Annotated in this window: 24 protein-coding genes; 4 read left to right on the forward strand and 20 right to left on the reverse strand. The window is 53.7% G+C overall.

Going from position 1 to position 26,999, the window contains the following annotated elements; genetic code table 11:
• Window positions 1-22: 22 nt before the first annotated feature.
• The 15 genes from MKY96_RS14445 to MKY96_RS14515 form a co-directional block, all read right to left on the reverse strand.
• Entirely contained in the window at window positions 23-1,264 is a 1,242-nt protein-coding gene (locus MKY96_RS14445) for a VWA domain-containing protein (RefSeq protein ID WP_340941229.1), read from the reverse strand.
• Entirely contained in the window at window positions 1,265-3,610 is a 2,346-nt protein-coding gene (locus MKY96_RS14450; RefSeq protein ID WP_340941230.1) for a DUF5682 family protein, read from the reverse strand.
• Window positions 3,607-4,710, reverse strand: a complete 1,104-nt coding sequence (locus tag MKY96_RS14455; RefSeq protein ID WP_076074576.1) for an AAA family ATPase — start codon at window positions 4,708-4,710, stop codon at window positions 3,607-3,609. The genes MKY96_RS14450 and MKY96_RS14455 overlap by 4 nt, the downstream gene beginning before the upstream one ends.
• Before the next feature lie 83 nt (window positions 4,711-4,793).
• Window positions 4,794-6,650, reverse strand: a complete 1,857-nt coding sequence (locus MKY96_RS14460) for a HEAT repeat domain-containing protein (RefSeq protein ID WP_340941231.1) — start codon at window positions 6,648-6,650, stop codon at window positions 4,794-4,796.
• 49 nt (window positions 6,651-6,699) lie between these two features.
• Window positions 6,700-8,145, reverse strand: a complete 1,446-nt coding sequence (locus MKY96_RS14465; RefSeq protein ID WP_340941232.1) for an SWIM zinc finger family protein — start codon at window positions 8,143-8,145, stop codon at window positions 6,700-6,702.
• Window positions 8,146-8,546: 401 nt separating this feature from the next.
• A complete protein-coding gene (locus MKY96_RS14470) occupies window positions 8,547-9,149 on the reverse strand; it encodes a response regulator transcription factor (RefSeq protein WP_340941233.1) in 603 nt (200 codons plus the stop codon).
• Window positions 9,146-10,285, reverse strand: a complete 1,140-nt coding sequence (locus MKY96_RS14475; RefSeq protein WP_340753984.1) for a sensor histidine kinase — start codon at window positions 10,283-10,285, stop codon at window positions 9,146-9,148. The genes MKY96_RS14470 and MKY96_RS14475 overlap by 4 nt, the downstream gene beginning before the upstream one ends.
• A 167-nt stretch (window positions 10,286-10,452) precedes the next feature.
• Window positions 10,453-11,520, reverse strand: coding sequence for a fatty acid desaturase (locus MKY96_RS14480; RefSeq protein WP_340944570.1), 1,068 nt, complete (start codon window positions 11,518-11,520; stop codon window positions 10,453-10,455).
• A gap of 116 nt (window positions 11,521-11,636) precedes the next feature.
• Entirely contained in the window at window positions 11,637-12,848 is a 1,212-nt protein-coding gene (locus MKY96_RS14485; protein WP_340941235.1) for an MFS transporter, read from the reverse strand.
• 511 nt (window positions 12,849-13,359) lie between these two features.
• On the reverse strand, window positions 13,360-14,955 hold the full coding sequence (locus MKY96_RS14490) for a response regulator (protein ID WP_340941236.1): 1,596 nt from the start codon (window positions 14,953-14,955) through the stop codon (window positions 13,360-13,362).
• 17 nt (window positions 14,956-14,972) lie between these two features.
• Window positions 14,973-16,340, reverse strand: coding sequence for an ABC transporter substrate-binding protein (locus MKY96_RS14495; RefSeq protein WP_340941237.1), 1,368 nt, complete (start codon window positions 16,338-16,340; stop codon window positions 14,973-14,975).
• A 14-nt stretch (window positions 16,341-16,354) separates the two neighbouring features.
• Window positions 16,355-18,082 (reverse strand): cache domain-containing sensor histidine kinase, encoded by a 1,728-nt coding sequence (locus MKY96_RS14500; RefSeq protein ID WP_340941239.1) that lies wholly within the window; start codon window positions 18,080-18,082, stop codon window positions 16,355-16,357.
• A gap of 186 nt (window positions 18,083-18,268) precedes the next feature.
• On the reverse strand, window positions 18,269-19,132 hold the full coding sequence (locus MKY96_RS14505; protein ID WP_340941240.1) for a carbohydrate ABC transporter permease: 864 nt from the start codon (window positions 19,130-19,132) through the stop codon (window positions 18,269-18,271).
• On the reverse strand, window positions 19,129-20,082 hold the full coding sequence (locus tag MKY96_RS14510) for a carbohydrate ABC transporter permease (protein WP_340941242.1): 954 nt from the start codon (window positions 20,080-20,082) through the stop codon (window positions 19,129-19,131). Before MKY96_RS14510 ends, MKY96_RS14505 begins: the two co-directional genes overlap by 4 nt.
• A 99-nt stretch (window positions 20,083-20,181) precedes the next feature.
• Entirely contained in the window at window positions 20,182-21,534 is a 1,353-nt protein-coding gene (locus MKY96_RS14515) for an ABC transporter substrate-binding protein (RefSeq protein WP_340941244.1), read from the reverse strand.
• Between the two features lie 184 nt (window positions 21,535-21,718).
• Between MKY96_RS14515 and MKY96_RS14520 the strand changes: the two genes are divergently transcribed.
• From MKY96_RS14520 to MKY96_RS14530, 3 genes are all read left to right on the forward strand, one after another.
• Window positions 21,719-22,120, forward strand: a complete 402-nt coding sequence (locus MKY96_RS14520; protein ID WP_340941245.1) for a hypothetical protein — start codon at window positions 21,719-21,721, stop codon at window positions 22,118-22,120.
• An 88-nt stretch (window positions 22,121-22,208) separates the two neighbouring features.
• Complete coding sequence (locus MKY96_RS14525; protein WP_209873220.1) at window positions 22,209-22,421, forward strand: hypothetical protein; 213 nt, start codon at window positions 22,209-22,211, stop codon at window positions 22,419-22,421.
• A gap of 3 nt (window positions 22,422-22,424) precedes the next feature.
• Complete coding sequence (locus MKY96_RS14530; protein WP_340941247.1) at window positions 22,425-22,730, forward strand: HNH endonuclease; 306 nt, start codon at window positions 22,425-22,427, stop codon at window positions 22,728-22,730.
• A 151-nt stretch (window positions 22,731-22,881) separates the two neighbouring features.
• Here the strand turns inward: MKY96_RS14530 and MKY96_RS14535 are convergent, their stop codons facing one another.
• The 5 genes from MKY96_RS14535 to MKY96_RS14555 all read right to left on the reverse strand — a co-directional run bounded on the left by MKY96_RS14535 (window position 22,882) and on the right by MKY96_RS14555 (window position 26,026).
• Window positions 22,882-23,040, reverse strand: coding sequence for a hypothetical protein (locus MKY96_RS14535; RefSeq protein WP_340941248.1), 159 nt, complete (start codon window positions 23,038-23,040; stop codon window positions 22,882-22,884).
• Between the two features lie 189 nt (window positions 23,041-23,229).
• A complete protein-coding gene (locus MKY96_RS14540; RefSeq protein WP_340941250.1) occupies window positions 23,230-23,910 on the reverse strand; it encodes a MerR family transcriptional regulator in 681 nt (226 codons plus the stop codon).
• Window positions 23,911-23,921: 11 nt separating this feature from the next.
• A complete protein-coding gene (locus MKY96_RS14545; RefSeq protein ID WP_340941251.1) occupies window positions 23,922-24,560 on the reverse strand; it encodes an Hsp33 family molecular chaperone HslO in 639 nt (212 codons plus the stop codon).
• Window positions 24,561-24,635: 75 nt separating this feature from the next.
• Window positions 24,636-24,998, reverse strand: a complete 363-nt coding sequence (locus MKY96_RS14550; RefSeq protein WP_340941253.1) for a hypothetical protein — start codon at window positions 24,996-24,998, stop codon at window positions 24,636-24,638.
• Between the two features lie 26 nt (window positions 24,999-25,024).
• A complete protein-coding gene (locus tag MKY96_RS14555) occupies window positions 25,025-26,026 on the reverse strand; it encodes an aldo/keto reductase (RefSeq protein WP_340941255.1) in 1,002 nt (333 codons plus the stop codon).
• 291 nt (window positions 26,027-26,317) lie between these two features.
• Between MKY96_RS14555 and MKY96_RS14560 the strand changes: the two genes are divergently transcribed.
• Window positions 26,318-26,989 (forward strand): tetratricopeptide repeat protein, encoded by a 672-nt coding sequence (locus MKY96_RS14560; RefSeq protein WP_340941256.1) that lies wholly within the window; start codon window positions 26,318-26,320, stop codon window positions 26,987-26,989.
• Window positions 26,990-26,999: the final 10 nt, after the last annotated feature.

The raw sequence follows: 26,999 nt of genomic DNA on the forward strand, positions 1-26,999 counted from the left end.
AGTGTTTCCTCTTCTAATAAAATTACCGCGTCATCCCGAGCCGCTTCGCCAATTCACCCAGCTCCTGGCCCTTCAGCGCCCCTTCCACCAGGACAGGCAGCAGTGCCGGAGTACAGGCGAAGCAAGGAGTTCCATCACGGGCGAGCTGAGCGGCAAGCCGTTCGTCATAGGAAGGCTTCCCCTCATCAGAGAGGGCCAGCAGCGTCATCGTCCGCACCCCGGATTCCCGCAGCTCGCGCATCCGCCGGACCAGACCGGCCTGATTGCCGTTCTCGTACAGATCCGATACGATAATGAACAGCGTCTTCTTCGGCTCCTCGATGAACTGCTCGCAATACTTCACCGACTTATGAATATCCGTGCCGCCCCCGAGCTGGATGCCGAAGAGCATGTCAACAGGATCATTCGCACATTGCTCCGTCAAGTCTACCACCTCGGTGTCAAAAGCAACGACACGCGTGTTCAGCGCCGGGATACTGGCGAAGATCGAGCCGATCACCGACGCCCAGATCACAGAGCTGGCCATCGAGCCGCTCTGGTCAATATCCACAATGACCGTCCATTCCTTGCTGCGGCGGGCCCGGTCGAAATAGAAGAAGCGCTCGGGGATAATCATCCGCCGCTCCGCATCATAGTGCTTCAGATTGCGCTCGATCGTCCGCTTCCAGTCCAGTCCGCTGAGTGAAGGCAACGGAGAATGCTGCCGCTTGTTAAGTGCTCCAGTAACGGCACGGCGGATATCGGTCTCCAGCAGCTTGACCAGCTCATCCACAAGCGCCCGGACCAGCATCCTTGCGGTTTCTTTGGTTTTCTCCGGGATTTTGCCCTTGAGTGCCAGCAGCGTACCCACCAGCTGGATATCCGGCTTCACTGCCGCCAGCAGCTCCGGCTCGAAGAGCAGCTGCTTCCAGCCCTTGCGCTCCATCGCATCGGTCTGAATGACCGAGACCACATCCTCCGGGAAGAAATTACGCACATCTCCGAGCCACTTGGACAGGTTAACCGCAGCATGTCCCGAGCCTGCACCTCTGCCCTTCGATCCGGCACCGGCACTCCCGCCTGCCTGACCTGCGCCTGTCTCGTTATAGATAGCCGCCAGTGCCGCATCCATAATCAGCTCTTCCTCACTTAGCGTCCGGCCGCTGCCTTGGCCGTAGCCGGGCAAGGCCTCTTCAGCTTCCTGCCCCAGAATCAGCCGCCAGCGTGTAAGGGCACCGTTCTGGTTATCCTCCTTCAGCTCTTCCTTCAACTCTTCTTCACCCATCTACAGATCCCCGAAGTCAAAATCATTCAGATCATCCAGCATTTTGGCTTCCTCCTCCTTCAGTTCTCCTGTCAGAATCTCGGCGGCCTGCTCTGTGTTCACGCCCCACAGCTCACCCAGCAGCTCAGCGATCATCGTCTTCTCACGCGGGGAGAAGGTACTGAACGCCCGGCGCAGGAAGACCAGCGCACGCTTGAATTCCTCATCCTCCAAGGCGTTGATATAGTCATTTAGCTGCTCCCACAGGCTCATTCGCGACAGCAGACCATAGCGGTTACGCATGGACAACCCTTCGAACCAGCCTGCCCCAAGATCCGCCGGTATCCCCGGAGACAAGCGGCGCGACACCTCCGCCGCTACCTCCCCGGCAGGGATGGCTCCGCGCTCCATCAGGATCGCGCAGGCGAAGCCAGACAGCCGCGGGTTGCGGTCATCCCGCTGCGCCAGCTGCAGCAGCTCCTGCAGCCACAGCGCTGTATCCGCAATCTCGCTATGCTCCTGCGAGATGTTGTTCAGGTCATTCATTGCACTTATCATCAGCGCCGCCGCTTCATCATTGCAGCCGCTGGCATCGAGCAGGAACAGGCAGCCCCGGCGGAACAGCTCCTCCAGCAGCGGTACGAACGGGGCCGTATCCACCTTGCGGATGTCGCCATAACCAATGATCTTGGCCAGCTCTCTGGCCGCTGTGGCAATCGAGACAACATCGCGGCTATCCACCGCAAGGCGCTGCAGCACGCGGCTGCTCTCCTCCATCTGCGTGGTCATGGCACACTCGCAGGCGGTGACAATCAGCGCAGAGGCCTCAGCGATAGAGCTGCATTCCAGCAGCTTCTCGCGCAGCACGTAGGCTGCCGCCACCTCAATGGTCTCGCCCAGCAGTGTAGACTCCACGATCTCAATCTCTACCTCCGGCGCCCACTGGAGTATCCAGTGCTCCGCCCAGGTCGCCCCGGACTGGCCGCTCGGCACATTCCGGGCGAAGTGGATGCCGAGCAGCTCCAGCCGGTGGAACAGCACCGAACGGTGCAGATCGAGATAAGCCGCTTCACTGCTTGACACCCGACGGTTCTCGCGCAGATCCAGCGTCAGGTCACTGGCTACAGTCGATCTGTACTTCTCCAGCTTGTAGCGCTTCAGCAGCCGGTTCAGGTCATCCTGAATCGGCGTCTGGCTGACGCCATCGGCCAGCCTTCCGATATTCGTACCGACATCCACCCGGGCCAGCGAATCAGCGATAACGGCCAGATCACCGTGGCCGAGCAAGGTCTGTGCGGCATCGCGCAGATCGCGCAGCGTAGGTGCGCTTCCGCCGTGCAGCGCCGCCAGCGACTCTGCCAGCCGCACCGCTTCAATGACTTCGGCCGTGGAGCGGTGTGTCCCTGCTCTGCGCACCATCCGGGCCACAGAGGAGAGATAGAGATGGGGCAGCTCCTCAGCGCGGCCCGAGGCCATCAGCTCCCACATCATCTGGAAGTAGTGCGGAGCCGCGTTGCCCGCACCGTAACCCGACATGGTGGAGAGCTTATAGTAGGAATACGGCATCAGCGTCAGCTTGGTAGAGCGTACAGGCAATGACGCCAGCTCCGTATCGCTCATCCCCTCCGTGAGATCAGCCAGTGCGGCTGCGTGGTATGCACCGCAGATCACAACAATCTTCTCCGGCAGATGCCCTTCTTCAATCTTGAGCTTAATTCTCCGCCTCATATAAGATTCACGCAACGCGTTATAAGCATATTCCCGCGGCTGCTCTGCACGCTCCGTGGACTCCGACAGCTCCCGCATCTGGGCAGAGAAGGCCAGTATCGCGGCGCGGTATGCGCCGCTGCTGGCGTTATGCTCGTAATTACGCTCCCAGTACATATCATAGTCATGCTCACCGGCAAGCCGGGCAATCCGGCTGTATACGGACTCCGGCTCACTGACTTCATCTTCCTCCGGCTCCCCCTGTTCTTCAGCCACAGGCGCAAGCTCCGGGCGTCCGCCGGCATCCTGCCGCAACGCATCCTGCAGCCCCAGCGTTACAGAGGAAGGCAGGTCGATGAACTCTGCCTGTGCTCCATGCTCCTGCGCCCATTTCATCCCCTGATATTCCGGGGAATACACAGCGAACGGCCAGAGTACCGTCCGTACAGGCAGATCCTCGGTGAAGGCCAGAATAGCTACCGGCGGCTTCGTTACCGCATGGGTTAAATGACGGATCTCTCCGCTTGCATCACTCGGCCCCTCAATCAGCACGGCGGTCGGCTGCAGCTCGTTCAAGTATTCCAGGACATGCCTGGCACCGCCCGGAGACAGATGCCGGACTCCGAAGACATGAACGCCGGCAACCGCTGCCCTGCTCACTCGTTCATCTCCTTGCAGGCTTGATAGAGTCCGCGCCAGTCCGCTCCTTTTTTCTTCATTACATTATCCAGATATTCCTTCCACACCAGCTTATCCTTGTCGTCATCCTTGACGATCGCCCCTTGGAGTCCCGCTGCCAGATCCTCGTCGGTCAGCTCTCCGCTACCGAAGCTTGCCGCCAGAGCCATGCTGTTCGTCAGCAGCGAGATGGCTTCTGCCGTAGAGATTACACCGGCTGGAGTCTTCACCTTCTCCTTCTTGTCGAGAGTCATGCCGCTGCGCAGCTCGCGGAAGATGGTGACCACCTTCAGCAGCGCTTCATCCGCCGGAACAGCAGCCTGCAGCTCATAGGAGGAGGCAATCTCGCCGACACGCTTCTTCACAATGGACAGCTCCGTCTCCAGGTCCGATGGCGCTGGCAGCACAATGATATTGAAGCGCCGCTTCAGGGCAGCCGACATCTCATTGACTCCGCGGTCCCGGGTATTTGCAGTGGCAATAATTGAGAAGCCCTTGCGGGCACTGGTCTCCTTGCCCAGCTCCGGCACGGAGATCGTCTTCTCCGACAGAATCGAGATCAGCGCGTCCTGTACCTCGGAGGCACAGCGGGAGATTTCCTCGAACCGGGCAATGCCGCCGTCCTCCATCGCCCGCATAATCGGGCTCTTGACCAGCGCCTCCGGCGTTGGTCCGTTCGCCAGGAGCATGGCATAGTTCCAGGAATAGCGTACATGCTCTTCGCTGGTTCCCGCTGTCCCCTGAACAACCATGCCTGAGTTGCCATAGATTGCCGCCGCCAGATTCTCGGACAGCCAGGATTTCGCCGTGCCCGGCTCTCCGATCAGCAGCAGTGCCCGGTCGGTGACCAGTGTGGCAACCGCCATCTCGATCAGCCGGGTGTTCCCGATATATTTGGGCGTAATCACGGTCTTGCCCGCCTTGCCGCCAGTAATGAACGTGAGAACTGAACGCGGGGACATCTGCCATCCGGCTGGAATACGCCCGGTGTCCTCCTTGCGCAGAGCCTCCAGCTCATCCTGATAAAGGATTTCGGCAGGCAGACGCATGTAATCCTGAAGCTGATCTTGTTCTGTTGACATGTACACCTCTCCTTGCAACTGTTTTGTGAAAAGCTAAAGTTAAGAATGTATGGCTTCGAGGAACAGGGTAGCTGTTATAAGGGTCAGGTATTCTTGGCACTCCGCAGGCTGTCCAGCACATATTCCAGCTGCTGCTTGCATTCATATCTATAGTTGGGAATAACCGCTTCCACACGGCTGGCATAGCTGGCAGGGAAGCGCTCCATCATTTTAAATACATACAATTCGAAGGTATACGGGTTATGAGGACTCTTAGTCTCCAGGGCACTCATCAACAGTTCCAGACGCTCCGGCTCAGGCATCCCGGCCCTTTCCAGTCCCTTGAAGATGTTGGGAATGAAATCACTGGCACGGCGTTTGGACAGGTCCTGCAGCTTATCAACCAGAAAGTTCCGCACACCCTTGTGACCCGGCTGGGCAAAGGCACTGGCCAGATTCACAGCATTGTGCTGGATGAACCAGTCCAGCCAGCGGGGGTCCCAAGCTGCGGCAATCTCCTGAGCCGGAAGCATCTCCCTGCTGTAAGGCTGTCTGATTCCCGCTGCATCCCACTCTACTTCATAATTCCTCCGGCGGATATCCACAACCTGATCCTCAATGGTATTAATTAGCAGCTGGGAGCGCTGAGCCGCATCCTTGGCCTCCTTACCCACAAGTGCTTTGAGTTTATCCAAGAAGGTTCCGCCGGCGAACCGGTCGAATAGCTCCTTCGGACTTATAGACAGCTGGGCGGCATGGAAATAATGCGGCAGGAAACGCACGCTCCGCTTCTCCAGCTCTGCAAGCTCTGCCAGAGCAGCACCGTCTGGAGTTTTCTCTTTATACAAGGCTGCGTGGTCCAAAAGCGGAATCCAGCCCAGTGACGAGAACCGGGGATACTCTTGAAGGATATAGCTGTAGATTTCATCCAGCTGCGGACTCCGTACCCGGCGAAGAGCGGTAAGGAAGGGAAGAAGCTCATTCCATATCTTGTCTGTCAGCTTCACGCCGTCATTTTTCTGCGGGGCTGCCTGCAGCTCTTCCATGAATAATGCCGCCAGACGGGCACTCACCTCTGCGGAATGCCCGTCCGCCAGCACTCTGCCCAGAATCTCGCGGTCCTTCTTCTGGATGAATGCCTCAACCAGCCGTTCCCCTCCCTGTAACGTACCGCCTGCCGCCAGCGCCGCATAGGCCGCTTCGCGGATGGCTTTCTTCTTGTCCGTGGACCACTCCAGCAGGTTGGACGTGAATTGTTCATAACCGCCCAGGCATCTGATGGCTGCAGCGCGGACCTCCTCGCTTCCACTCTCGGCAGCGTGGAAGATCTTATCCAGGTATTCGTCTGCACCGACCTTCCAGATTACCTCCAGTTTGCGGACCTCACTTCTTCCCCCTGAGAGATTAAGACTCTCCAGCAGGTGGCTGGCAATGACCGGCCCGTAGGACGGGAGAATATGATTCATCGCATATTCCGCCAGCTCCGAATACGGGTCGTTCAGCGCAGAGACCGCCAGCGGCAGCAATCGCAGGTCCTGGAAGACCCCATCCTTATACGCATCCACTACAATCTCATATCTGCCGCTTCCGGTAGTGGTGAGTGCTTCCAGCACAGGCGCAAGCTTCCGGTAAGTCTGTTTCGTCTGCAGGGTGAACTTTCGAACCGGCAAGGGTCCGGGAGTTCCATCCACGGTTGTCGTTCCCTGAGTGTACAGAACAGACTCCAGCAGCAGGGTATTCTCCTGCAATTGAATGCCCGGGGCAGGACCGTCCGGGCTCCCCGGTTCAATCAGTGCCGTCATTCCCTCGCCTAGCTTCTTAAAGACCGGTGACCGCTCGCCTAGCTGCTGAAATTGCGGAAGCAGCCGCTTCAGGCGGAAATCTCCGGCCGCCAGCTCACTTCCGGCAATATACAGTCTTCTGTATTCCTGATGCAGCTCCTGCAATAACGCTGTGCTCATGGATTGTCCTCCCATATGAATAAAGGTTTGTGGATAATGTTGAATTACTCTAGTACAGCAGACGAATGATCTCTTCGCCCTTAATGACACACAGCGGCTGGGCACGCAAACGTCCCTGGTCCAGGTCATGCTCGAACATGACCAGAACGGTACAGTCCTCGCGGGCGCCGGCCGGAAGGAACGGCAGCAGCTCTACCGTGCCTTGCGCGACTGACGGAAGATCCTCCAGGAGCAGCCTTGTTCCTTCCCCGTCCGTCATAACATACTGGCCGTTCTCTGTAACGCCCAGAGCTGCGGCATGCAGCAGCATGACCGGCTGCTTGTCGCTCAGCGGGTTCTTGATCTGGTTCTTCACCTTCTTGAAGACCTCCGAATATGAACGGTGAGCCTTGGCGGCCGCCCGCTCAAGATCCGTACCTTGCACCGGTCTTGAAGACATGGACTCGTATCTAATCCGGGCATTCATATCCCCGGGATAGGTGTACAGCTGTGGAACCACGGCAATGTCGAAGAAGCTGTCTTCCTCGCGCATCAGCTTCGCCGCCTTGTAAGGGCGGTAGTTAAAGGTCCGGCGGATCTCCCCGCCTTCCGCAGAGAGATCCAGCCAAAAGCCAAGGTCTACGAACTCCTGGCGGGCCGCATCGTTGTAGCTGTAGAAGGATAACTGCAGCAGCTCTGCCCCCTCTTTCACCAGCCCGTATTCCTTCAGCTCGCTAAGCTGCCAGGCATGGCCCAGCCATTCATCAATGGTGGATTCGTGATCGAGCGCCAGCTCCGGGTCCTCGCTCCGGGCCAGCAGATACGTCCGGCCCTTCTTGATAAATGCGTGTAGCCGTGTCAGCTGCTCCACCGCATATGTATAGTTCTGCTCCTGATCCTTGCCGCTGAACATCAGATTCGCGAAGCGGCGCAGCTCAATCTGGGCACCGGACAAATAATAGTTCCCGAGCTGCTTCACATGCCCCTGAAGCGTCTTGGCCGCAGACTTGTCAATCGTGGACAGGCCGCTGCGTACGAAGGAGAGCACCAGCTTTTCCAGCAGATCAAGCCCTTCGAGCTGCGCGTTGATTTTTTTCTTCAGGGCGGATTTGTTAACCTTCTTCGGCTTGGGGTCTGCTCCTTCAGCCGCCTGCTTCACCTTGTTCTCTTCCCGCTTCTCCGCCTTCTCGCGCTTCGATGCGATGTCTTCGGGAACCGGAGCAGGTGTGAACGTCTGGCCCTCGGTATAGGCATACAGCAGACCTAGTGCGTGCTTGCAGGGGAATTGGCGGCTGGGGCAGCTGCAGCGGAAGACCGGGCTGTCTGGTACGATGAAGTCCACTGAGCACTCATAGGGCGTTTTGCCGCTTCCGGCACATTTTCCGAATAATAGCTCTCCGTTCTCCGACTGATGGAGCTCCACAAAGCTCTTTTTGCGGACCAGCCCCTGGCCGTTCTTGATCGCAGCAGCATTGGGTGCAAGTGAATCGACGTACGTGGATGTTAGCTCTGGCAAATTAGATTCCTCCCGGCTGAATTAGGATGTAAGCAGAATGAATAAACGTGCATACGGGGCACAAGTATTTATTACCCAACTTCACATGAAACGACTACAAATAGGATCATATGTTTGCATTTATTTTAGCAAATCTTAGCGTCCGATCCAATAGAGTAACCGCTTTCAGATAAAAAATGGGTGATAGGTCCTAGATTCGCTTCTAGTCAAGCTCCGTTCTAAGCGGTTTATGTACACTCTATAGTCGAACAAAATAACCCCACAAAGTGGGGCTTTAGCGTAGGTGATGACTCAGGTACTTTGCGGGGACCCCAAAACATATAAATTCTTATCTGTCAAAAAAACGGCCAGCCCTCCTAAAAGACAGCTGCCGTTCCTGCTTCCCCGAAGGGATATTTTATTTATTTGAACCAGCCCTTCTCCTTAAACCGTGTAATCGCCTCGATCCGGTTGCCCACATCCAGCTTGTCCAGAATGACCGAGATATAGTTGCGGACCGTTCCGGTGGTGATGTAGAGCTGGCTGGCGATCTCCTTCGTATTCTTGCCGTCGGCAATCAGCCCCAGCACTTCCTTCTCCCGCTCGGTCAGCGGATTCGCTTCCTTGCTGTAGGCTTCATCCATCAGCTCCGGCGCATACATCCGTTTGCCGTCCATGACACTGCGGATCGACAGCGCCAGCTCCTCGCTGGGACTGTCCTTAAGCAGATAGGCATCCACTCCGGCCTTGACCGCACGCTCGAAGTACCCTGCCCGGGCAAACGTGGTCAGAATCATGATTTTGCAGCCTGCCCCCTTCAGGGCTTCTGCCGCTTCCAGGCCCGTCATAGCCGGCATCTCAATATCCATAATACAGATATCCGGCTGCAGCTGCTTCACCAGCTTCACAGCCTCTTCCCCGTTGCTCGCCTTGCCGACCACCCTCATGTCTTCCTCCAGGTCCAGCAGCGCCGACAGTGCTCCCAGCAGCATCCGCTGGTCTTCGGCTATCACGATTGATATCATTGCGCGTTCACCTCCATGTCCGGCTGCTGCGACGCATTCGGCACCTTAATCACTAGCGTAGTTCCTTCATCCTGGATCACTTCCATCGAACCGTTCACGAACTCCAGCCGCTCCCGCATCCCCTGCAGGCCATGCCCCTTATGATACAGCCTGGTCCCCTCAATCCCCGTGCCGTTATCCTTCACCTTAATCACCAGGTCTGTCCGGGAAGGCTCAATCTGGATCAGGCAGAGCGAGGCGCCGCTATGCTTCACCACGTTGGTTACGGCCTCCTTCATGCACATGCTCAGCACATTCTCGGTAATCAGTGAGGTATTGGTCAGAACGGGGTCACCCTCCAGCATATAACCGATCTCCGCCGCCTGGAGGAATTGCCGGATGCGCACCAGCTCATCTTCAACCCGGATGCCCCGCATCTGTGTGATCATCTCCCGGACTTCCTTAAGCGCGCTGCGGGCGGTTACGCGGACATCGTTAATTTCGATCATGGCCTGTGCCGGATTCTTGCTGATCAGCTTGCCGGCCAGGTCACTCTTCAGTCCGATCAGTGACAGGCGTTGTCCCAGCGTATCATGCAGATCCCGGGAGATCCGCTGACGCTCTTCCATAATACCCAGCTCGGAGATCCGTTTGTTGGCATCCTCCAGCTGTTCCTCCAGCTTATCCTGCCTGTTGCGGTTATAGGTTGTGACCGGAAGCAGCACCACAGCAATGATACTGACCAGCACGAACGGCAGCTGCGAGAGGAATACGGGATTGCGCATAATCAGCTCATAGTTAATGGCTACAATCGTCGTCAGCAGATGGATCGGATAGAGGGTGAAGAAGGCCGCTCTTTTCTGAATATTCCCGATAAAAAAAGCCAGAAACAGCGCAAAGTACATGTATCCGAACAGCAGCGTCATCGTAACAGAAACTATCATCTGCACACTGGTCCAGAAATAGACTACCCAGCCCCTGGCCTTAAACGACAGCACGTAGCAGGCGAAGAAGACCATAATCATCAGAATGCCATACACCCAGCGGTCCGCCGAGGAGGATCGGAAGATGAAATAGAACGGAAGAATGTAAAAAACAACCCATACATAAGGGCTCAGTCCCGTACTTTTATGAAAAATATGATGCCACTTCTGCATGTTAGCCATCCTTTTTGCCAGCAAGTTTATACCCCCATTTTAACATAAACCAGCCTCCGACCGGCAACTTCCTTCGATACAACCTGTGTGTATTCTAAAAAAGAAAGACCAGACCCGGCATCCTGCTCCCCGGATCTGTCTTTCTGCATATTATCAAGTTACCGCTTCTATTCGCTCTGGAACCCCGGTTTGATTACCTTCAGCCCCTCTTTCACGGCAGGCTCACTCTTGCGCAACCGCTGCTTCAACTGCTTGAAGCTGACGAAGACCTTATGCTCTTCATCCCAAAGACGGTATTTCAGCGCTTCGAGACTGGTGCTGAGTGTAATGGTGGTTGCCTTTTGCAAAGGCGGGCTGGCATTGTGAGCCAATTCCAGATTATAATTCGGCACCTTTGGACTCAAGTGATGCACATGGTGAAATCCGATATTGCCGGTAATCCATTGCAGTAGCTTCGGCAGCTTATAGTAAGAGCTTCCTTCTACAGCGGCGTTCACGTAGCTCCACTCTTCATCATGCTCGAAGTAAGTATGTTCGAACTGGTGCTGTACATAGAACAGCCAGATGCCGAGGAACCCGGACACGAACACTATTGGAAGCTGTACCAACAGGAACGCCTGCCAGCCAATGAGCAGAATAATTCCAGTATATAGAGCCACAATGGACACATTGGTCAGGTAGGTATTCATGCGCTCCTTGCGTCTTGCCCCTTTGGCATTGAACCGGTACTGGATGAGGAATACGGCAATCGGTCCGATGACGAACATTACCAGCGGGTTGCGGTAGATCCGGTAATAGAGCCGCTGAAGCGGCTTGGCAGCCGCATATTCATCCACCGTCATGATCCAGATATCCCCGATGCCTCTTTTGTCGAGATTGCTGCTTCCGGCATGATGAATCGAATGACTGTGCTTCCACTGGCGGTAAGGGACCAGGGTAAGCACACCGGTGATGGTGCCGACAATATCATTGACCTTGCGGTTCTTGAAGAACGACCCGTGACAGCAGTCATGAAAAATAATAAAGGTGCGGATGACAAAGCCGGCAGCCGGAATAGCGAACAGCAGCGTCAGCCAGTAGGACACGGATAAGCTGAAGTAAGCGGCGGTCCATAATAACACTAGCGGACCAAGCGTATTAATGAGCTGTTTTATACTCGTGCTGAGGTCTGTTTTCTCGTAAGGGGCTACGCTTTTCTTCAATGTAGAGAGCTGGGGTATCTGGTTGTTGGTCATCGGGATCGGTTCCTCCTCGGATGCATCCATTCAAGGATACTTCTTATATTTCCAGTATAAAGAAAGAAGTGTCATCCCCGTAAGTCATAAATATCAACTCTGATGTATGACAAATGTCATAGTCGGCTCTGGAGTGCTTGTCTGCCCGCCTCTTTCGTTCTGAGCAGCGGCAGCAGAATCAGCACCGCAATCAGGAACAGCACGCCGCTCCCCGTGAAGACTGCGGACAGAGAGAGCATTCCTTTAGCATAGCCGGCTACAGACATTCCAATCACCATGAAGCCCATGAACATCGGCCCCATAATGCCGCCCACCCTGCCCATATAAGCAGTCTCCGTATGACGGATCAGCAGTGTATTGATACCGATATGAATACAAGGGTAAAAGAATCCGCTAACCGTCTGGAGCACCAGCGTGAGCGCTGTGTGATGCGACCAGCCTACTCCTACCGTTCCAGCCGCACTGATCAGCAGGCCTAGGGATAACATTGTCTGCGGCTTCATAGTTTTGCCTTTACTCATAATAAACATTCCGCCCAGCAGCATCGCCGCTCCATTCGCCATCATCACCCACTGCAGGAAGCCTTTGTCTCTGCCCAGATTCTCCATAATGATGAAGACACCCAGCGGCTGAACCAGTCCGGCGGCAAGCCCGGCGAAGGCAAACGTTACTCCAAGGTTCTTCAGTACCCGGCTTGCACGCACATAATTCAGTCCGGATATCATCTCTGTCAGGAACCCGCTGCGGACCTGTCCGGTCTCCTCCATCCGGTCAGCGGGCAGCTTGACCAGAATGAGCGCCGAGCCGATGAACATTCCGCCCATCACAGCAAGTGAGGCCTCAATGCCGTAATGACTATAGATGAAGGTGCCGATCACCGGACCAATGACCATGAAGAATGCTGTAAGCGACTGAAACATGGCCATAACCCTCTGCAGCTGCTCTTCAGGCACATGCTGCTTAAGCAGCTTCATCGCTGAAGGCTGCGAGAACTGGGACAGGACGGCCGACACCATTGTTGCAAACAACAGGGCACGCCATGAGCCTGACATAACCACCAGCAGTACAACAAAGATTGAGCACGCGGACAACAGATCGCTTACGATCATGGTCCGTTTGGGACGCCAGCGGTCTGCGAAGGTTCCCCCGATGATGGCGAACAGAAACAGCGGGCCGTATTCAGCCACCGAAATGAGCGAGACATAATAAGGATCATTCTGCGTAATCTCCGTCACATACAGCAGAATCGCAAAATTCCGCACCCATACCCCGAGCTGCAATAGCACATTTGACAGCATAATCGTCCGTACATACTTGTTACTTAACACGTTAACATCCTCCATCATTTGAATATATTCTAAATAGACAAACGTCTAATCTGTATATTAATATATAGACTTTTATTTATTTTGTCTAGTTATAAATAGATATATTTTATTTTATCTATAAAAACATAAATGAGGATGGATGGTTATGACGGGATGGTTTATAAGAGGCGTTTGGCGCGTTTTCCTGGAAATAACGTCTTTCAGGTTCGTTAAGGCTGGATTGATGGCGTAGAGATAACTAGGTGCATAGCGAGTCGGAGAACTGGCGGATGGCCGATAGTTAGGTAGGCGGTTGGTATTCAGGCAGGATGGCGTTCAGGTGGGTGACTCTCAGGGGGGGCTGGAATATCCTCCTCAAGTTCCATTTGGAGGACAAAGTTAATCCGTGAATATACAAAGAAATCGCTCCTTTGGGGATGGTTGGGTGGTACCTCCATTTACCAAAACGAGCGATTTTTTTTGTTTCTTTTTTAAGGTTCCGTCCTATTCAATTGCATATTACTCGCCCGGGCTAGGCCTGCTTCACATGCTCCTCACGGTACTCTGTGGGCGTCTTGCCGGTCGCTTTTTTGAATACCTGGGTGAAGTATCTCGGGTCCTGATAGCCGACCAGCGGTGCGACCTGATACACTTTCACATTGCTGCTGCGCAGAATGTATTTGGCGTTCTCTATCCGGCAGTGGGTGACGAATTCGAGGAACGTGTAGCCGGAGATTTGCTTGAACAGGGTGCAGAAATGGCTGATGCTGAGATCGGCCACCTCGGATACCTCCTCGATGCTGAGATCCTTATGGTAATTGGATTCAATGTACCGCTGGACCTTCTCAATGATGCTCCGGCCGTCCTCCCGGGCTGCGGTCTTATGACTCTGCTCCAGCCAGTCGCGGAAGGTGGTCTTCAGGACATTCATCATGTCCGGCAACGTGCCCAGTCCGTTCAGCTTGCTGAACAGCCCTTCAATGGACCAGTCATTATGTGTATTCAGATGTTCGAATTGCCGGTATAGCACCACACTCATCTCAATCATCAGGCGTTCCGCCAGCGGCTGGGGCAAGCTCTGGGCTTCAATGAATACGGACATCTCGTCAAAAAGAGTCAGCATCCGCTCCATATTCAGAGTACGGATGCTCTCAATCAGCGACAGCTCCAGCTCCTTCGGATACTGCACCTCGCGGTTGCCTGCCGCTGCTGTCTCTTCTTCAAGGAAGACACCGGCCTGGCCGGAATAGAAGCGCTGGTATAGCGCCTGGGAGGCTAACGGGTATACCGTGCTAAGCTGATCAATCCCGCTGGTGCTTCTACTGATGCCGACAGAGCAATTCAGCTTGGAATAGCGCTTGATTCCGGCTATAAGCTGCTCCCCGAGTTCCCGCTTGCCATCATTCAGACTTGCCGGGAAGAGCAGAATCCATTCCCCGTTATAGAAGGGAAAGATGGACAATGCCCCGTTCGTAAGCGACCACTCCTCCAGGATATTGCGCACAGCAAACAGCCACAGACGCTTCTCCTCGGCGCTCCATTTCGCCGTCAAGGCGGCGTAGTCGTCCAGACGGACCACAGCCATGAAGTATTCTCCCTCCAGCTCGCTGTTCTCCAGCCACGCAAGGTGCTGCAGCGGCCGCGGATTGCCCAGCGTGAATTCGGCCAGCATGCGCTCGCGGGCCAGCAGCGACAGGGTCTGCACCGAGAGCATAAGCTGCTCGTTCTCCTTCTGGCGGTCCAGGCGCTCCCTGGCCCGCTTAAGCATCTCCACCAGCTCGTCATGGTCAATCGGCTTCAGCAAGTAATCAAAGGCCCCCAGTCGCAGGGCCTCCCTGGCATATTCGAATTCCCCGTAGCCGCTGATGAAGATGAAGATCAGCTTGGCGCTGCGCGGCAGCACCTCCTTCATCAGCGTGATCCCGTCAATCACCGGCATGCGGATGTCGCTGATAATGATGTGTGGTGCGGTCTGCTGAATCTGCTGCAAGGCAGCCTCCCCGTTCTTCGCTTCCCCCACAATGCTCAGGCCCAGTTCATCCCATGGAATCGCAACCTTCAGGCTGCGCAGTATAATAGGCTCATCATCTACGAGCAGTACCTTATATTTCTCCTGCTGCTCCTTCATCACTTACACCCCCAGGCTTATTGACCCGAAGAACTCCGGATCAGATTCCAATACTGCTTGGACGCATCCTGCAGCTGCTGCAGGGCCTGCTCCGCCTGCAGCCCTCCGTCAATCATCTCCTCGATGACACTGAGGAAGGTCTTCTTCACTTCAGGCGATAACAGATTGTCATACGGGACGAAGCTCTGCTCATTCTCCTCCATCATATCCATCACCTGGGCGAAGACCGGTCCGGTCTTCTCCGGGTCAAATGCAATCCGCATCGACGGAATTCGGAGTCCCTCATAGACAATCCGCGTCTGAATCTCTTTCGTATAGAAGCCCTTCATCAATTCCAGGGCCGCTGTCCGCTTCGCTCCGGTGAGGCTCGAAGACAGACCGATGCCAATCGTATACCCTCCGGCGATAGACGGCTCTGTGCCGGCCTCCAGCGAAGGGAAGGGAATGACTCCAACCCGGCTCTGGAAATCGTCCGGGGCATTGTCCCCCGAGAATAAATTGATATCCCAGTTGCCGTTCAGGTACATGGCTGCCCTGCCCTCAGTGAACAGACGGACCGCCCCCTCGGTGGAGGTATCATTAGAGTCCTCACTGAAATAGCCTGCCTTCACCCATCTGTTCAGGTGCCGGAACGCTTCCAGGTAGCCGCTGTTCTGGAAGCTCGACCTATCCTCGCCAGTAACCAGCTTCTGAATCAACTCCGGACCCGCGTAGCGGTCCATCAGATAATGGGCGAATATCCCCGCAGGCCAGCGGTCTTCGTTCCCCAGCGCAAACGGGATATACCCAGCTGCCTTCAGCTTCGCCATCACCGTATCCAGCTCGGCCAACGTAGCCGGAGTGTTAATGCCCAGCTTGGTGAAGATTTTTTTATTGTAATAGAGCGGTTCCGCATTGCCCTCGATCGGCAGTCCGTAGATATGCTTGTTGAACGTCCAGAGATGCAGATCCTTGAACTGGTTGCTGAGACCGTTCTGGGCAGTGAAATCGGTCAGATCCATCAGCCGGGCTGAACGCACGTAGGGCTCGATCTCCGCTCCGCCGAACAGAACGAACATATCGGGCGGTGTGCCGGTTACCATCTCACTCTTCAGCTTCTGCTCCCGGTGGATATTCTGGTCCAGCCCCTCGAAGTTCACCTTCACATTCGGATGGCTCTCCTGGTAGCTGCGCACAACCTCCTCGAAGATCGCCAGCAGCGGCCGGTCATGCTCCTTAATCCAGAAATGCCGGAAGGTCAGTGTGATCTTCTCAGGCGAGGTATCCTCGATCTGCTCCCGGTCCTCCTGCATAATGAACCATACGGCGCCTGACATCAGCACAATATAGAGGAGAATCCATCCCCAGTTGGTCAACCATCTAAGCACATGCCGCTGATCCTTCATTTGGCTTCTCCCCCTCATGTCGGCTGTATCCTCGGAATCCGGATGCAGATGGCTGATCCGAAGCCCGGTGAAGAACAGACCAGAATACCATAGGGATTGCCGAACCGGATGTTCAGGCGCTCATGCACATTTTTCAGCCCAACCCCGCTGTCGCTGTATTTCTTGAGATTGCTCCGTTCCTTGTTCCACTGGCTCATCAGCACCTCAAGATCGAAGCCCGGCCCGTTATCCTGCACAATAATGATAATATCCTTGCCGTTCTCCTGAGCGGTGACTGTAATGGTCCCGTGCTCCTCCATCTGCTCAATGGCATGATACAAAGCATTCTCCACAATCGGCTGAACAATCAGCTTCTGGGTCATCACGTATTTCAGCGGCTCAGGCAAGTCCAGCTCATAGGAGAATTTGTCCTCGAACCGGAACTTCTGGATATCCAGGTAATGGCGGACATGCTCGAACTCCATCTGCAGCGGGATCAGCTCCTGATTCTGACTGATGCTGATCCGCAGCAGCCTGCCGAGCGAGATGACCATTTTGCTGATATCCCGGTTGCCTGCCAGCACCGCCATGGAGTTGATCGATTCCAGTGAATTATAGATGAAATGCGGGTTGATCTGGGCCATCAGCGCTTGCATCTCCGCTTCCTTCTTGCGTCCCTGCTCGGTCTGGACCTGGTCAATCAGCTCATTGATCTGCGAGCTCATCCGGTTGAAGCCGTCAATCAGGGAATCGCTCTCATCATTGGCCCGCAGCGGTACCGGAATCGGGGTGAAGATCCCCTGCTTGACCCGCTTCATGCCGTTCACGGCACTGTTAATGCTGCGGACAAGCCTGCGGATGAAATAACGGTCGAACAGGAAGGCCGACAGCAGCGACACCATCCCGAGAATAATCGCAATATTGCGGATGGAGACCGATTCGGAGGAGATCAGGTTCATCGGCGTAATGGCCGCCAGATACCAGTCCGCGTTATGTGAAGGCAGGAAAGTGATCAGTGACCGCTCCCCCTGATAATTGTCAATGTAATAGTCCTGCTCCTGGTTATAATTCTCCTGCAAAAAAGGAAAATCCGTCCGTTCCCCGATATGCTCCCCGGACTTGTTAAAGACGATATTGCCCTGCTTGTTGACCAGCAGGATATCCCCTTTCTTCAGGGTCGCAGCCTCCCAAAAAATCTGATCAAGCAGATCCGGCTTCACATATACAACCAGATAGCCGATATCCTCCAGCGAATAATAGTCCTTAATCACTCTGGCATGGACCAGCACCGGCTTATCGCCGCTGGCCGAGCCGTTCTCTCCGGGACCGGACCATATAGGACGCCCTTCGGCACCTTCCATGGCTCCGAACCAGACCTGCTTGTGCATATCTGCAAAAGACATCGGCGCATTGTATTGATACAACAGCCGGTCTTTCCCGTACAGGCTGAACGAGGTGATCATCGGATGATTAATCAGCAGGTTGTTGATTTCCTGCTTGCGGTCATAGGTGAGGACGAAATTCTGCTGCTTCAGCGACTGCTGAATCGCAGGCTGCGTGATCGCTGAATTGGTGATCGATGAAATCTCACTGAGGGCGAACTTCAGCTTGCGGTCCGTCTCCAGCAGGGAGATCCAGTAGAAATTACTTGATTTCTTCTCCATAGCATTCGAATAATTCACATACGTCACAATCCCCATGACAATCACGGGAATGAATACTAGAAGAATAATAGCGAACAAGATTTTGCGGCGGAGCTTCATGACGGGTCCCTTCCTCCTGCGGTCTCTGTCCAAATAGAAGAATTCATAGGTTTCACACGATTACTTATCCTTCTATTTCTCGCTGAAACGGTACCGTCCTTACAAAGGACGGCAAAGCCGTTTCCACTTGATTATTATTCTTCACGGCATTCTGTAAATCCTTTTACTTACCAAATAGACAGAGAGTTAACTCTTGATGGCACCTGAAGTCAGTCCGGCAATGACCCAGCGGCTGAACAGCAGGAAGACAACCAGCAGCGGCAGCGTGGCCGTGAAGGTAGCGGACATAATCATCCCGTAATCAAGCCCGTCACGTGTAGTGAACAGCTGCTGCAATGCAATCTGAATCGTGAAATGCTCCTTGTTCTTCAAGACCACCAGCGGCCAGAAGAAGTCATTCCATACCGTCATGAAATTCAGAATACCCAGGGTAGCCATCGCGGGTGTAATGACCGGAACGGCAATCCTCCAGAAAATCCGGAAGTGGCCTCCCCCGTCAATACGTCCGGCTTCAATCAGCTCGGTAGGCACGGCCGAGGAGATGTACTGCCGCATCCAGAAGATACCGAAGGCATTGACCATAGCCGGAACAATCAGCGCCTTGAAGCTGTCGATCCAGTGAAGCTTGGCCATAATGACATAGGTTGGCAGTACGCCGAGCTGCTGGGGAACGATCAGGGTGGCAATAACGAATACGAACAGCACGTTTTTACCGGGGAATTCATATTTGGCAAAAGCATACCCGGCCAGCGTACAGAAGAACACGACCGAGATCGTCACCATGGACGAGACGAACAGCGAGTTGCCGAGCGCCTGGAAGAAGTCCGATTTGTCCAGCACCCGCTTGAAGTTCTCGAAGAACTGGTCTCCGATGGTCAACAGCGGCGGTACGTGGAATACGGCTCCCTTGTCATTGGTCCCGACCACAAACATCCAATAGAACGGGAAGATGGAGACCAGTGCTCCGAGAATCAGCAGAAGATAAAAGCCCAGCTTGCCGAAGAAGCCGAGATCATCCGGTTTTTTTCTGAACATACGCAGTGTGCTCACGCTTTTTTCCCTCCAGTCTGTCTGCCGCCGCCTCTGGAGATCAGCATATTGAGGACAGAGAACAGAATCGTAACGAGGAACAGCAGAACCGCTGTAGCCGCCGCTGTGCCGAAGAAGCCGTTGCGGAAGGCCTCACTGTACAAATAAGTAACCATCGTAATCCCTTCCTGCCGGGTAGATCCGGTGCCGGATTGGCCGAGGAAGACATAAGGCTCTGTGAAGAGCTGCAGCGCACCAATGGTGGATTGCAGGGATACGAAGATAATGAACGGCTTAAGTAGGGGCAGTGTAATGAAGAAAAGCTGCTGTCTGCGGTTGGCCCCGTCGATTTTGGCAGATTCGTACAGATCCATCGGAATACTCTGCAGGCCCGAGAGGAACAGGATCGCATTGTAGCCCGTCCAGCGCCACATGACCATCGTGGAGATGGCAATTTTGACCCCCCACCAGCCGGAATTGAAGGCCATGCTCTCTACCCCGATTCCGTTAAGCAGCCAGTTGATCATCCCGTTATTGCCGAACAGCGTGCTGAATACCAGCGTAACCGCCACGATCGAAGTGATATTCGGCATGAAATAGAGGATGCGGAAGGTCTTCTTGAACCGGGTCATCCCCGAATGCAGCAGCACCGCCAGAAGCAGCGCCAGCATAACCTGCGGCACAGTACCCATAAGCCCCATAATCAGCGTGTTGCTGAAAGAGATCCAGAACGTCGGGTCCGTGGTGATCAGCTCGAAGTTTTTGAAGCCCACATATTTCATTGGACCCAAGGCGTCCCACTTGAAGAACGATAAATAGAATGTGAAGAAGATTGGATATAGTCCGAATATCGAGAACAGAATAAAGAACGGTGAAATGAAAGTATACGCAGTGATGCGGCTCCGTCTTTGTTCAGTGAAGAAAGGTCGTTTGCTCTCGGCATGCGGACTCGTAATTACGGGCTCAGCCATGTCACACCTCCAGAGAATTCATATCTAAATCCGGATTCACAGAGTGATTACTCCGTGAATCCGGACATTTGGGGAAGTCTGTTCCCCGCATATTACAGGTTAGCCGCGTTCTGCAAGCGTTTTTGACTGTTTGACAGCATCGTCCCACTCTTTGGCCGGATCGGCTTTCTTCTCCAGCACGTTCTTCAGCGCATTCTTGAAGAAGGTATCGGTCTGGTCATGCAGCGGTCCGTAGTATACCGGCTTCACGCGGTTAGCCGCTTTGCCGAATTCCACTGCCGTCTGCTGTCCGCCGAAGAAGTCATCCTTGAAATCGACGAACGCAGGATCTTCGTACAGTGCAGGGATAGAAGGCATCAGGCCTTTGGTCTTGAAGGATTCCAGCTGGTTATCCTTGTTCACGAGCCACTGGATGAAATCATAGGCTTCCTTGGAATGCTTGCCTTCCTTCGGCAGCGTGATGAACGAACCGCCCCAGTTACCGGCGCCCTCAGGAAGCTGGGCAATTTTCCATTTGCCGGAGGAGTCCGGAGCATTGCTCTTGATATTGCCGGCCATCCAGGCCGGACCCATCACGACAGCGAACGAACCATCGTTCATGCCTTGGCCCCATTCAGGCGACCAGAGCATGACATTGCTGATCCAGCCTTCTTGAATGCCTTTAACGGTAAAATCATATGCTTTCTTCACCTGCGGATTGGTATCGCCGATGAAGCTGCCGTCTGCTTTGCTGAAATAGATCTCGTCCGCCGACTGGTCACGAAGCGCATTGTACGTCAGGTCGGTCAAGTCGGAGAAATACTTTCCGGTCTTGTCTTTGAACGCTTTCGCTACAGTAGCGAATTTGTCCCATGTATCGATGGCTGCGCCGAAGCCCTCAGGATCGGCCGGCAGGCCGGCGGCTTCAGCCAGGTCAGTACGGTAGTAGACTACTGTCGGGCCGATATCCGTCGGAAGTCCAAGCTGGAAGCTGCCGTCGATGGAGGAAGCCTGCTTCCATTTCCAGTCGAGATAGTTGGCCTGGATGTCTTTGGCTCCGAGGTCATTCAGGTTGTAGAATTTGTCCTGGGCTCCCAGGAAGCGTTCCATGAAACCGATCTCAAGCTGGAAAATGTCAGGTGCGCCTGAACCCGCCGAGAGTGCTGTGGTCAGATTGTTGTGGTGAGCCGTCTGGTCACCGGTATTCTGAATTTTAATGGTTACGTTAGGGTGTTCCTTGGTGTAGGCAGCCGCCAGCTCTTCATAGTTCACGTTGCCCAGCGTCCAGAATGACAGCTCGACCTTCTCTGCCTTGTCTCCTTCAGCTGCGGGTGCTGCTGTGCTTGACGCGTTGTTACCCGTATTTCCTTCCGCAGACTTGTTGCCGCCGTTGTTATTTCCTCCGCATGCCGCAAGTGAGCTCATGAGCATGATGGAGACCAGCGCGAGCGCCAGGTTCTTTGTTTTTTTCATTCCTCTGTACCCCTCTCAAAGGTTTCTTTTACAAGATTTAGTGTACCGTAGGCCACGGTTTTTTTTGAGGAGGCATATTGCCGATTTATGGTGGAAATTATTCTGATTATCCCCCGTGCAGTAGCTTACCTTCCATTCCCTGCGGGTAAATAATGTATTAGTTACCAGGAAAGGAGCTTCAGCGATGAAGAAATTAATAATCATAGTTCCCGTGCTTATTGTGCTGATTGCCGCGCTGGGCTGGTACGGGTACACGAAGCGCTCAGGCACCGCAGCAGACATCGAAGGCAGGTGGGCCTTGTCTTCCGGAGACACAGGCTGTTATACGACAGTCCGTTTTGTTGCGAACCCTGCTACTTCTGGAGGCGCCGTCTCTATAGAAGAGACTAGCGGGAACGTTGTACAGATGTCTTATGGAAATTATTCAACCGGCAAAAATCAGTCCCTTGAGGTGCAGCTGACCAACCCGGAAGCTCCTGCTTTCTCCGTCGAGGCCGAAAGGAAGGATGAGGTTCTTACCCTTCAGTACGATATTCAAGGCACTCCGTCCTCCTGTACTTATAAAGTGAAGGAGCTGACCAAGTAAGTGTTAAGTGGATTTCCGGCAGGCAGACGGGTATACTGATCGTATTTGCTGCAACTGAAGTTATCCCTATCTAAAGGAGATTTATTCCATGCCCATCAACCGACCACTACTCACTGACCAGGATCTGCAGGAAGCGATTGACCGCAAGCTGCCCGTCCGCGTCTTCCAGGATGACCATCTGGTGAATTCCGGCGCTACGATAGTGCGGTTCACGGATTCGGATGTTGTGATCCAGTCGCGGGTCAGTGATCTGACTTATTACTCGCGCAGCCGCTGTGAATTCTTCGAAGTCCGGCCTTAAGATATGACTGCCCGGGCCTTGGACACTTGTGAGCTGTGCGGCCGTTCTCCTCTTGCAACTACCGTTCATCATCTGATTCCCCGCGAGAAAGGCGGCAGCCTGCTCCCGACGGCCCTTCTGTGCAAGGCTTGCCACCGGCAGATTCATGCCCTGTATACCAACAGCGATCTCGTTGTTCTTGGCCTTACGACACTGGATAGCCTGCGCAGCGACCCGCAGATTGCCGCTTATCTGAAATGGATCATGCGGCAGGCGCCAGGCTCGGAACCGAAGCTGCACAAATCAAAGCGCGTTCGAAGCAAACGTTAATCTGCCGGATGGCAGGTGCGCTCATATCCAGTGCGCAGCAAAAAGGTGCCTTCCGAGTTCCGGGAGGCACCTTTTTGCTGCTTTTGCTGAATACTCTATGATTTGCTGCGATGTCTTCTGCATAAAATAGTTCTGCGGTTCTATTGCTTACTTATTTCTTCATGTCGCCATAGCTGTTCAGCTTCTCGTTCAGGACTTCCTGAAAGCTCTTGACCTTATCTTCCTGTCTCTGCACTTTGGGGTCGAGAACAGGCTGAGGTCTAAAAAACTGATGATTAAAAGCCATAAGGTTATGTACGCTCATACTCATTGAAGTTCAACCTCCTTCCATAATCTTCACCTTATTTGCGTGAGTGCGAAGCATCTTATCCCTTATATAAACCGCTCTTTCCAATCCTAAACAGTTTTATCTGAATTTTAGGTGAGGATGCTATACATTTATCCAATTAAAAAGAGCAAGCGGTTCCCCTCATGGAGAATCGATGCTCTTTGTTACGGCTTACAAGCCGGTATCATACTCATCAATCAACTGGACTAAATAGCGGTAATTTTCCTGCGTGATCCCGAAAGTGTTCGCCGGATTCTGCTGATAATATGCCTCTGATTTCTTTACCGTATCCTCCGGTACCTGATTTGCCTCAAGAACATTCTTTTTCCAGTATTGAACACATTTTTCCGCTCTATCATCTTTTGCAGACAAGCGGTGTTCAGCACAGAAATTCAATTCCTTGATGAAGGTATTCCAATGCTTGAGGTTAAAGGAAGCCGGTTTGCCTTTTGGAGAATCGCCTGTAGCCGGCAGCTGTGAAAAAAGCGGAAGAATATAAGGGGTTACGTCCTGTCCCTCACTAACCTTCTCCTCGAGAACGGACAGACGCATGAATCGAAGCTGCAGATCCGATAACACTGTCTGAATCCTGTCTTTTTCCTCACGGATAAAGAGCCTGACGTCAAAGCTGTCATTGTTAAGATATTGCTGAATATCGCTGAGCGTCATCCCCATATTTTTAAGTGAAAGAATAACAAACATGCTGGAGAAGGAATCTGAGTCATAAAAGCGGTGCCCCTGCTCATTGACATAGGCCGGAGTGAGAACCTTTATGTCATCATAATACTGCAAGGTACGCACACTAACCCCAGTCAGCTCTGCAAATTCTTTGGTTTTAATGTATTTTTCCATAGTCATACACTCTACTCTATCGTATTTTCTGAGATCACCTTTGCTAAACAGGACAACCTCCCGGGAACCTGCCCCCAAGGCAGTTGTCCCCATTCCTTAGCTTGATATACCAGTTCATAAGCAGCCTTTCCCATCAATTGGTTATCTGCGAAGGGTAAGGGCTGCATCAAAATCCCCCTGGAAGCATTGTCCTCACCGAGTATAATATGACTTGGAAGCTGCTCGCTCTGTACTGTAAAGTGAGAAAACAGCATAACAACGCTATCCATATACGCTTCAACTGTACTAGTGTGTATCCCTGTCTCCCAATTCCCTGTCGTTACCGAGACCACAGATTTATCGTCAAACAGATCAGCGGCTGTCCCGTCAAATTCATTAATTTTAGCACTATACTCCATAGTAAACTTCGCATCAGAGATTTGGCAAAAAATTGAGAGGCCTTGAGAAAGGCGGAAAGAAAAACTTATTTTAGAAGGGGCATCATTGATGGAAGATAATAATGCACAATTCGTTATGGTCTCCTGCAAAAGGCTGCGCATTCCGGTTGTGCCGGTAAACGCATTTAATGCTTTTACAGCTATCTGACGGGTATCCGCAACTGCCATTCTGAAATCTTGGTTCACGGACAGCATTCTTACAATATTGTTCATTTCTATCACCTCTTACACCAATCGTACTGTATCACGTTACGTGATACACAACCCCTGATTGATATTAAGAATGACTTATAACGAAAAATCAGTCACACCTTTCTTGGCGGCATACTTCAGTGTATAGGTTCCTCCGCCATCAAAGGGCATTGTGGCGATGCTGATGCGGGTATAGTCAAGCCTGTGCTCTTTGAGCACTCTTTTGACCAGAGCAATTCCGCGTGCTTCATCCGTCACTACACAGAAGAGGTTAAGCACATATTTTGCCGGGTCGGCTACGCCCTTCCCCAGCTCAAAACCATCTACATAACCAAGTTCGGCATCCGCCAGGAACAGATTCAGGTATTCGGTTACTTTGTCTCTAAGCCATTCATCACGCTTGCTTCCCTTTGCGCTCTTCAAGGGATACTGTACCACGAGCCAATGCTTCTCATTCATTTGTGTTCACCACCAGACTTATTGGGTTACTTCTTCAAGGCAGCCCAGGAGGCCTCGTTCAGCAGCTCCAGCTCCTCCGTCTCCAGCTGGAAGGTCATGGCACTGACATTCTCCCGGGCATGACGGACCTTGGACGCGCCGGGAATTGCAACTACGGTGTCACCATGATAATAAATCAGCCAATTCAGTGCAATCTGTCCCGGTGTGCACCCGTATTTGTCAGCCAGTGCGGTCAGGGAGGTGATCAGCGGCTTGCTGCGGGCCAGGCTCTTGTCGTCCAGGCCGGACATCATCCGCCGGGAACGCGAGACGGCAGCCACCTGCGAAGGATCATTATGGAAACGGCCGGTCAGGATACCCTGCTGGAGCGGGGAATAGGCGATGATCGAGATTCCCAGCTCCTTGGCCGCAGCCATGATGCCGTTCTGATCGATGCTGCGGTGCAGCAAATTGTATTTGACCTGATTGGATACGAGCGACAGACCGTAGGTCTTTAGCAGCCGGTGTGCTTCTGTCATTTGCTTGGCGGAATAATTGCTCACTCCGACATAACGGATTTTGCCGGCCTTCACCAGTCCTGCCATCGCCTTCATCTCACTGGCAATAGACGATAAGGAGAAAGGCTGGTGGATCTGGTACAGATCAATGCCTCTGCCGCCAAGGCAAGCGATGCGCTGGTCGATAGTAGAGGTGATGGAGCCTGCCGTCCGCAGCATAGGCCACCATTTGGTCGCAATCAGCGGAGCCGCATACGGGCTGCCTTCCTGCTGAAGCTGATCCAGCACTTGAGCGAGCGCCTCCTCCGACTTGCCCCCGCCATAGATTTCTGCCGTATCCACCCAGTTCATGCCGCCTTCCAGGCTGACCCGTACGATATCCAGAATATCCGCGTCTGTGATATTACTCCAGTAACGGCCTACGAATCCTTTGCCCCGGCTGAACTGCCAGCAGCCCAGGCCAAGCGGCGATACCGATAACTCAGAGCGTCCCAGAGGACGCAGCTGGACCTTGCTTGCCAATGTCTCCACGGTTCATCCTTCTTTCCAAGTGTTAGTTGAATACACTGTTATATAAGAGCCAATATAGCGATGAGACAATCTGACTGTACACAAAGCTTATGACTTCCGCAGCAGGCTGTCAATGACAGCAGTGCAGGCAGGAGCGGGGGGTTTATGGATCACCTGAAACTGAGGAACGGCCCCATCCTCTTTTATCGTGGCTTCAAAAAAGGATGATATGGTATAATTACCCTGCCTATTCATATCCAACTTGCAGGAAGCGCCATCGAACCACACACGTAACGGAGGGAATTCATATTCATGATTAAAATTCTAGGTTTCCTGCTGCTGTATCGCCTGCTCGGTAATCCCTTTCTGGCCCTGATTATCCTGCTGGTTGTTCTCTATTTCGTGGACCGCCGTTATGTCGGCATCCTGCCCAGCTTCTCCAAGCCTTTCCGCCGCAGCCGCCAGATGTCCAGGCTGCGGACGGCCATTGCCCAGAACCCGAACGATGTCACCGCCAAATTCGATCTGGCCCGGCTGCTGATTGAACGCAAGCGCTACAGCGAGGCCAAGGAGCTGCTGACCGCCATCGCTGACCGTTATGAGACCTCGGCTGAATACTGGGTGGAGCTCGGCTATGCGAACCTGAAGCTGGGCCAGCTTGCCGAAGGCGAAGCCCAGATGCTCAAGGGGCTGGACATCAACCGCCGGGCGCAATACGGGCAGCCTTACCTGCGTCTGGCCGAGACCTTCCGGCATATCGACCAGGACAAGGCGCTCCATTATGTGAGCCAATTCCAGGAGATCCAGACCTCCTCCAGCGAGGCTTATTATCTGGCCGGGTCGATGTATAAGGCGCTGGGCCGGACAGACGATGCCAAGCGCGCTTTTGAGGAATCGCTAGCGGTCTACCGTTCCTTGCCCAAATACAAGAAACGCCAGGAACGCGGCTGGGCGCTGCGCAGTTATTTTGCGAAGCTGAAGTAAATTCATCCCG

This window comes from Paenibacillus sp. FSL R7-0302, from assembly GCF_038006885.1.
Taxonomy (GTDB): Bacteria; Bacillota; Bacilli; order Paenibacillales; family Paenibacillaceae; genus Paenibacillus_AQ.

Bases quoted from the DNA above. Each gene is read 5' to 3' on its own strand.
- MKY96_RS14510 (WP_340941242.1), bottom strand. From the start codon at position 20,082: ATGGCTGAGCCCGTAATTACGAGTCCGCATGCCGAGAGCAAACGACCT.
- MKY96_RS14460 (WP_340941231.1), bottom strand. From the start codon at position 6,650: ATGAGCACAGCGTTATTGCAGGAGCTGCATCAGGAATACAGAAGACTG.
- MKY96_RS14560 (WP_340941256.1), top strand. From the start codon at position 26,318: ATGATTAAAATTCTAGGTTTCCTGCTGCTGTATCGCCTGCTCGGTAAT.
- MKY96_RS14455 (WP_076074576.1), bottom strand. From the start codon at position 4,710: ATGTCAACAGAACAAGATCAGCTTCAGGATTACATGCGTCTGCCTGCC.
- MKY96_RS14520 (WP_340941245.1), top strand. From the start codon at position 21,719: ATGAAGAAATTAATAATCATAGTTCCCGTGCTTATTGTGCTGATTGCC.
- MKY96_RS14500 (WP_340941239.1), bottom strand. From the start codon at position 18,082: ATGAAGCTCCGCCGCAAAATCTTGTTCGCTATTATTCTTCTAGTATTC.
- MKY96_RS14515 (WP_340941244.1), bottom strand. From the start codon at position 21,534: ATGAAAAAAACAAAGAACCTGGCGCTCGCGCTGGTCTCCATCATGCTC.
- MKY96_RS14525 (WP_209873220.1), top strand. From the start codon at position 22,209: ATGCCCATCAACCGACCACTACTCACTGACCAGGATCTGCAGGAAGCG.
- MKY96_RS14535 (WP_340941248.1), bottom strand. From the start codon at position 23,040: ATGAGTATGAGCGTACATAACCTTATGGCTTTTAATCATCAGTTTTTT.
- MKY96_RS14480 (WP_340944570.1), bottom strand. From the start codon at position 11,520: ATGACCAACAACCAGATACCCCAGCTCTCTACATTGAAGAAAAGCGTA.
- MKY96_RS14530 (WP_340941247.1), top strand. From the start codon at position 22,425: ATGACTGCCCGGGCCTTGGACACTTGTGAGCTGTGCGGCCGTTCTCCT.
- MKY96_RS14540 (WP_340941250.1), bottom strand. From the start codon at position 23,910: ATGGAAAAATACATTAAAACCAAAGAATTTGCAGAGCTGACTGGGGTT.
- MKY96_RS14445 (WP_340941229.1), bottom strand. From the start codon at position 1,264: ATGGGTGAAGAAGAGTTGAAGGAAGAGCTGAAGGAGGATAACCAGAAC.
- MKY96_RS14470 (WP_340941233.1), bottom strand. From the start codon at position 9,149: ATGATATCAATCGTGATAGCCGAAGACCAGCGGATGCTGCTGGGAGCA.
- MKY96_RS14545 (WP_340941251.1), bottom strand. From the start codon at position 24,560: ATGAACAATATTGTAAGAATGCTGTCCGTGAACCAAGATTTCAGAATG.
- MKY96_RS14550 (WP_340941253.1), bottom strand. From the start codon at position 24,998: ATGAATGAGAAGCATTGGCTCGTGGTACAGTATCCCTTGAAGAGCGCA.
- MKY96_RS14490 (WP_340941236.1), bottom strand. From the start codon at position 14,955: ATGAAGGAGCAGCAGGAGAAATATAAGGTACTGCTCGTAGATGATGAG.
- MKY96_RS14475 (WP_340753984.1), bottom strand. From the start codon at position 10,285: ATGCAGAAGTGGCATCATATTTTTCATAAAAGTACGGGACTGAGCCCT.
- MKY96_RS14495 (WP_340941237.1), bottom strand. From the start codon at position 16,340: ATGAAGGATCAGCGGCATGTGCTTAGATGGTTGACCAACTGGGGATGG.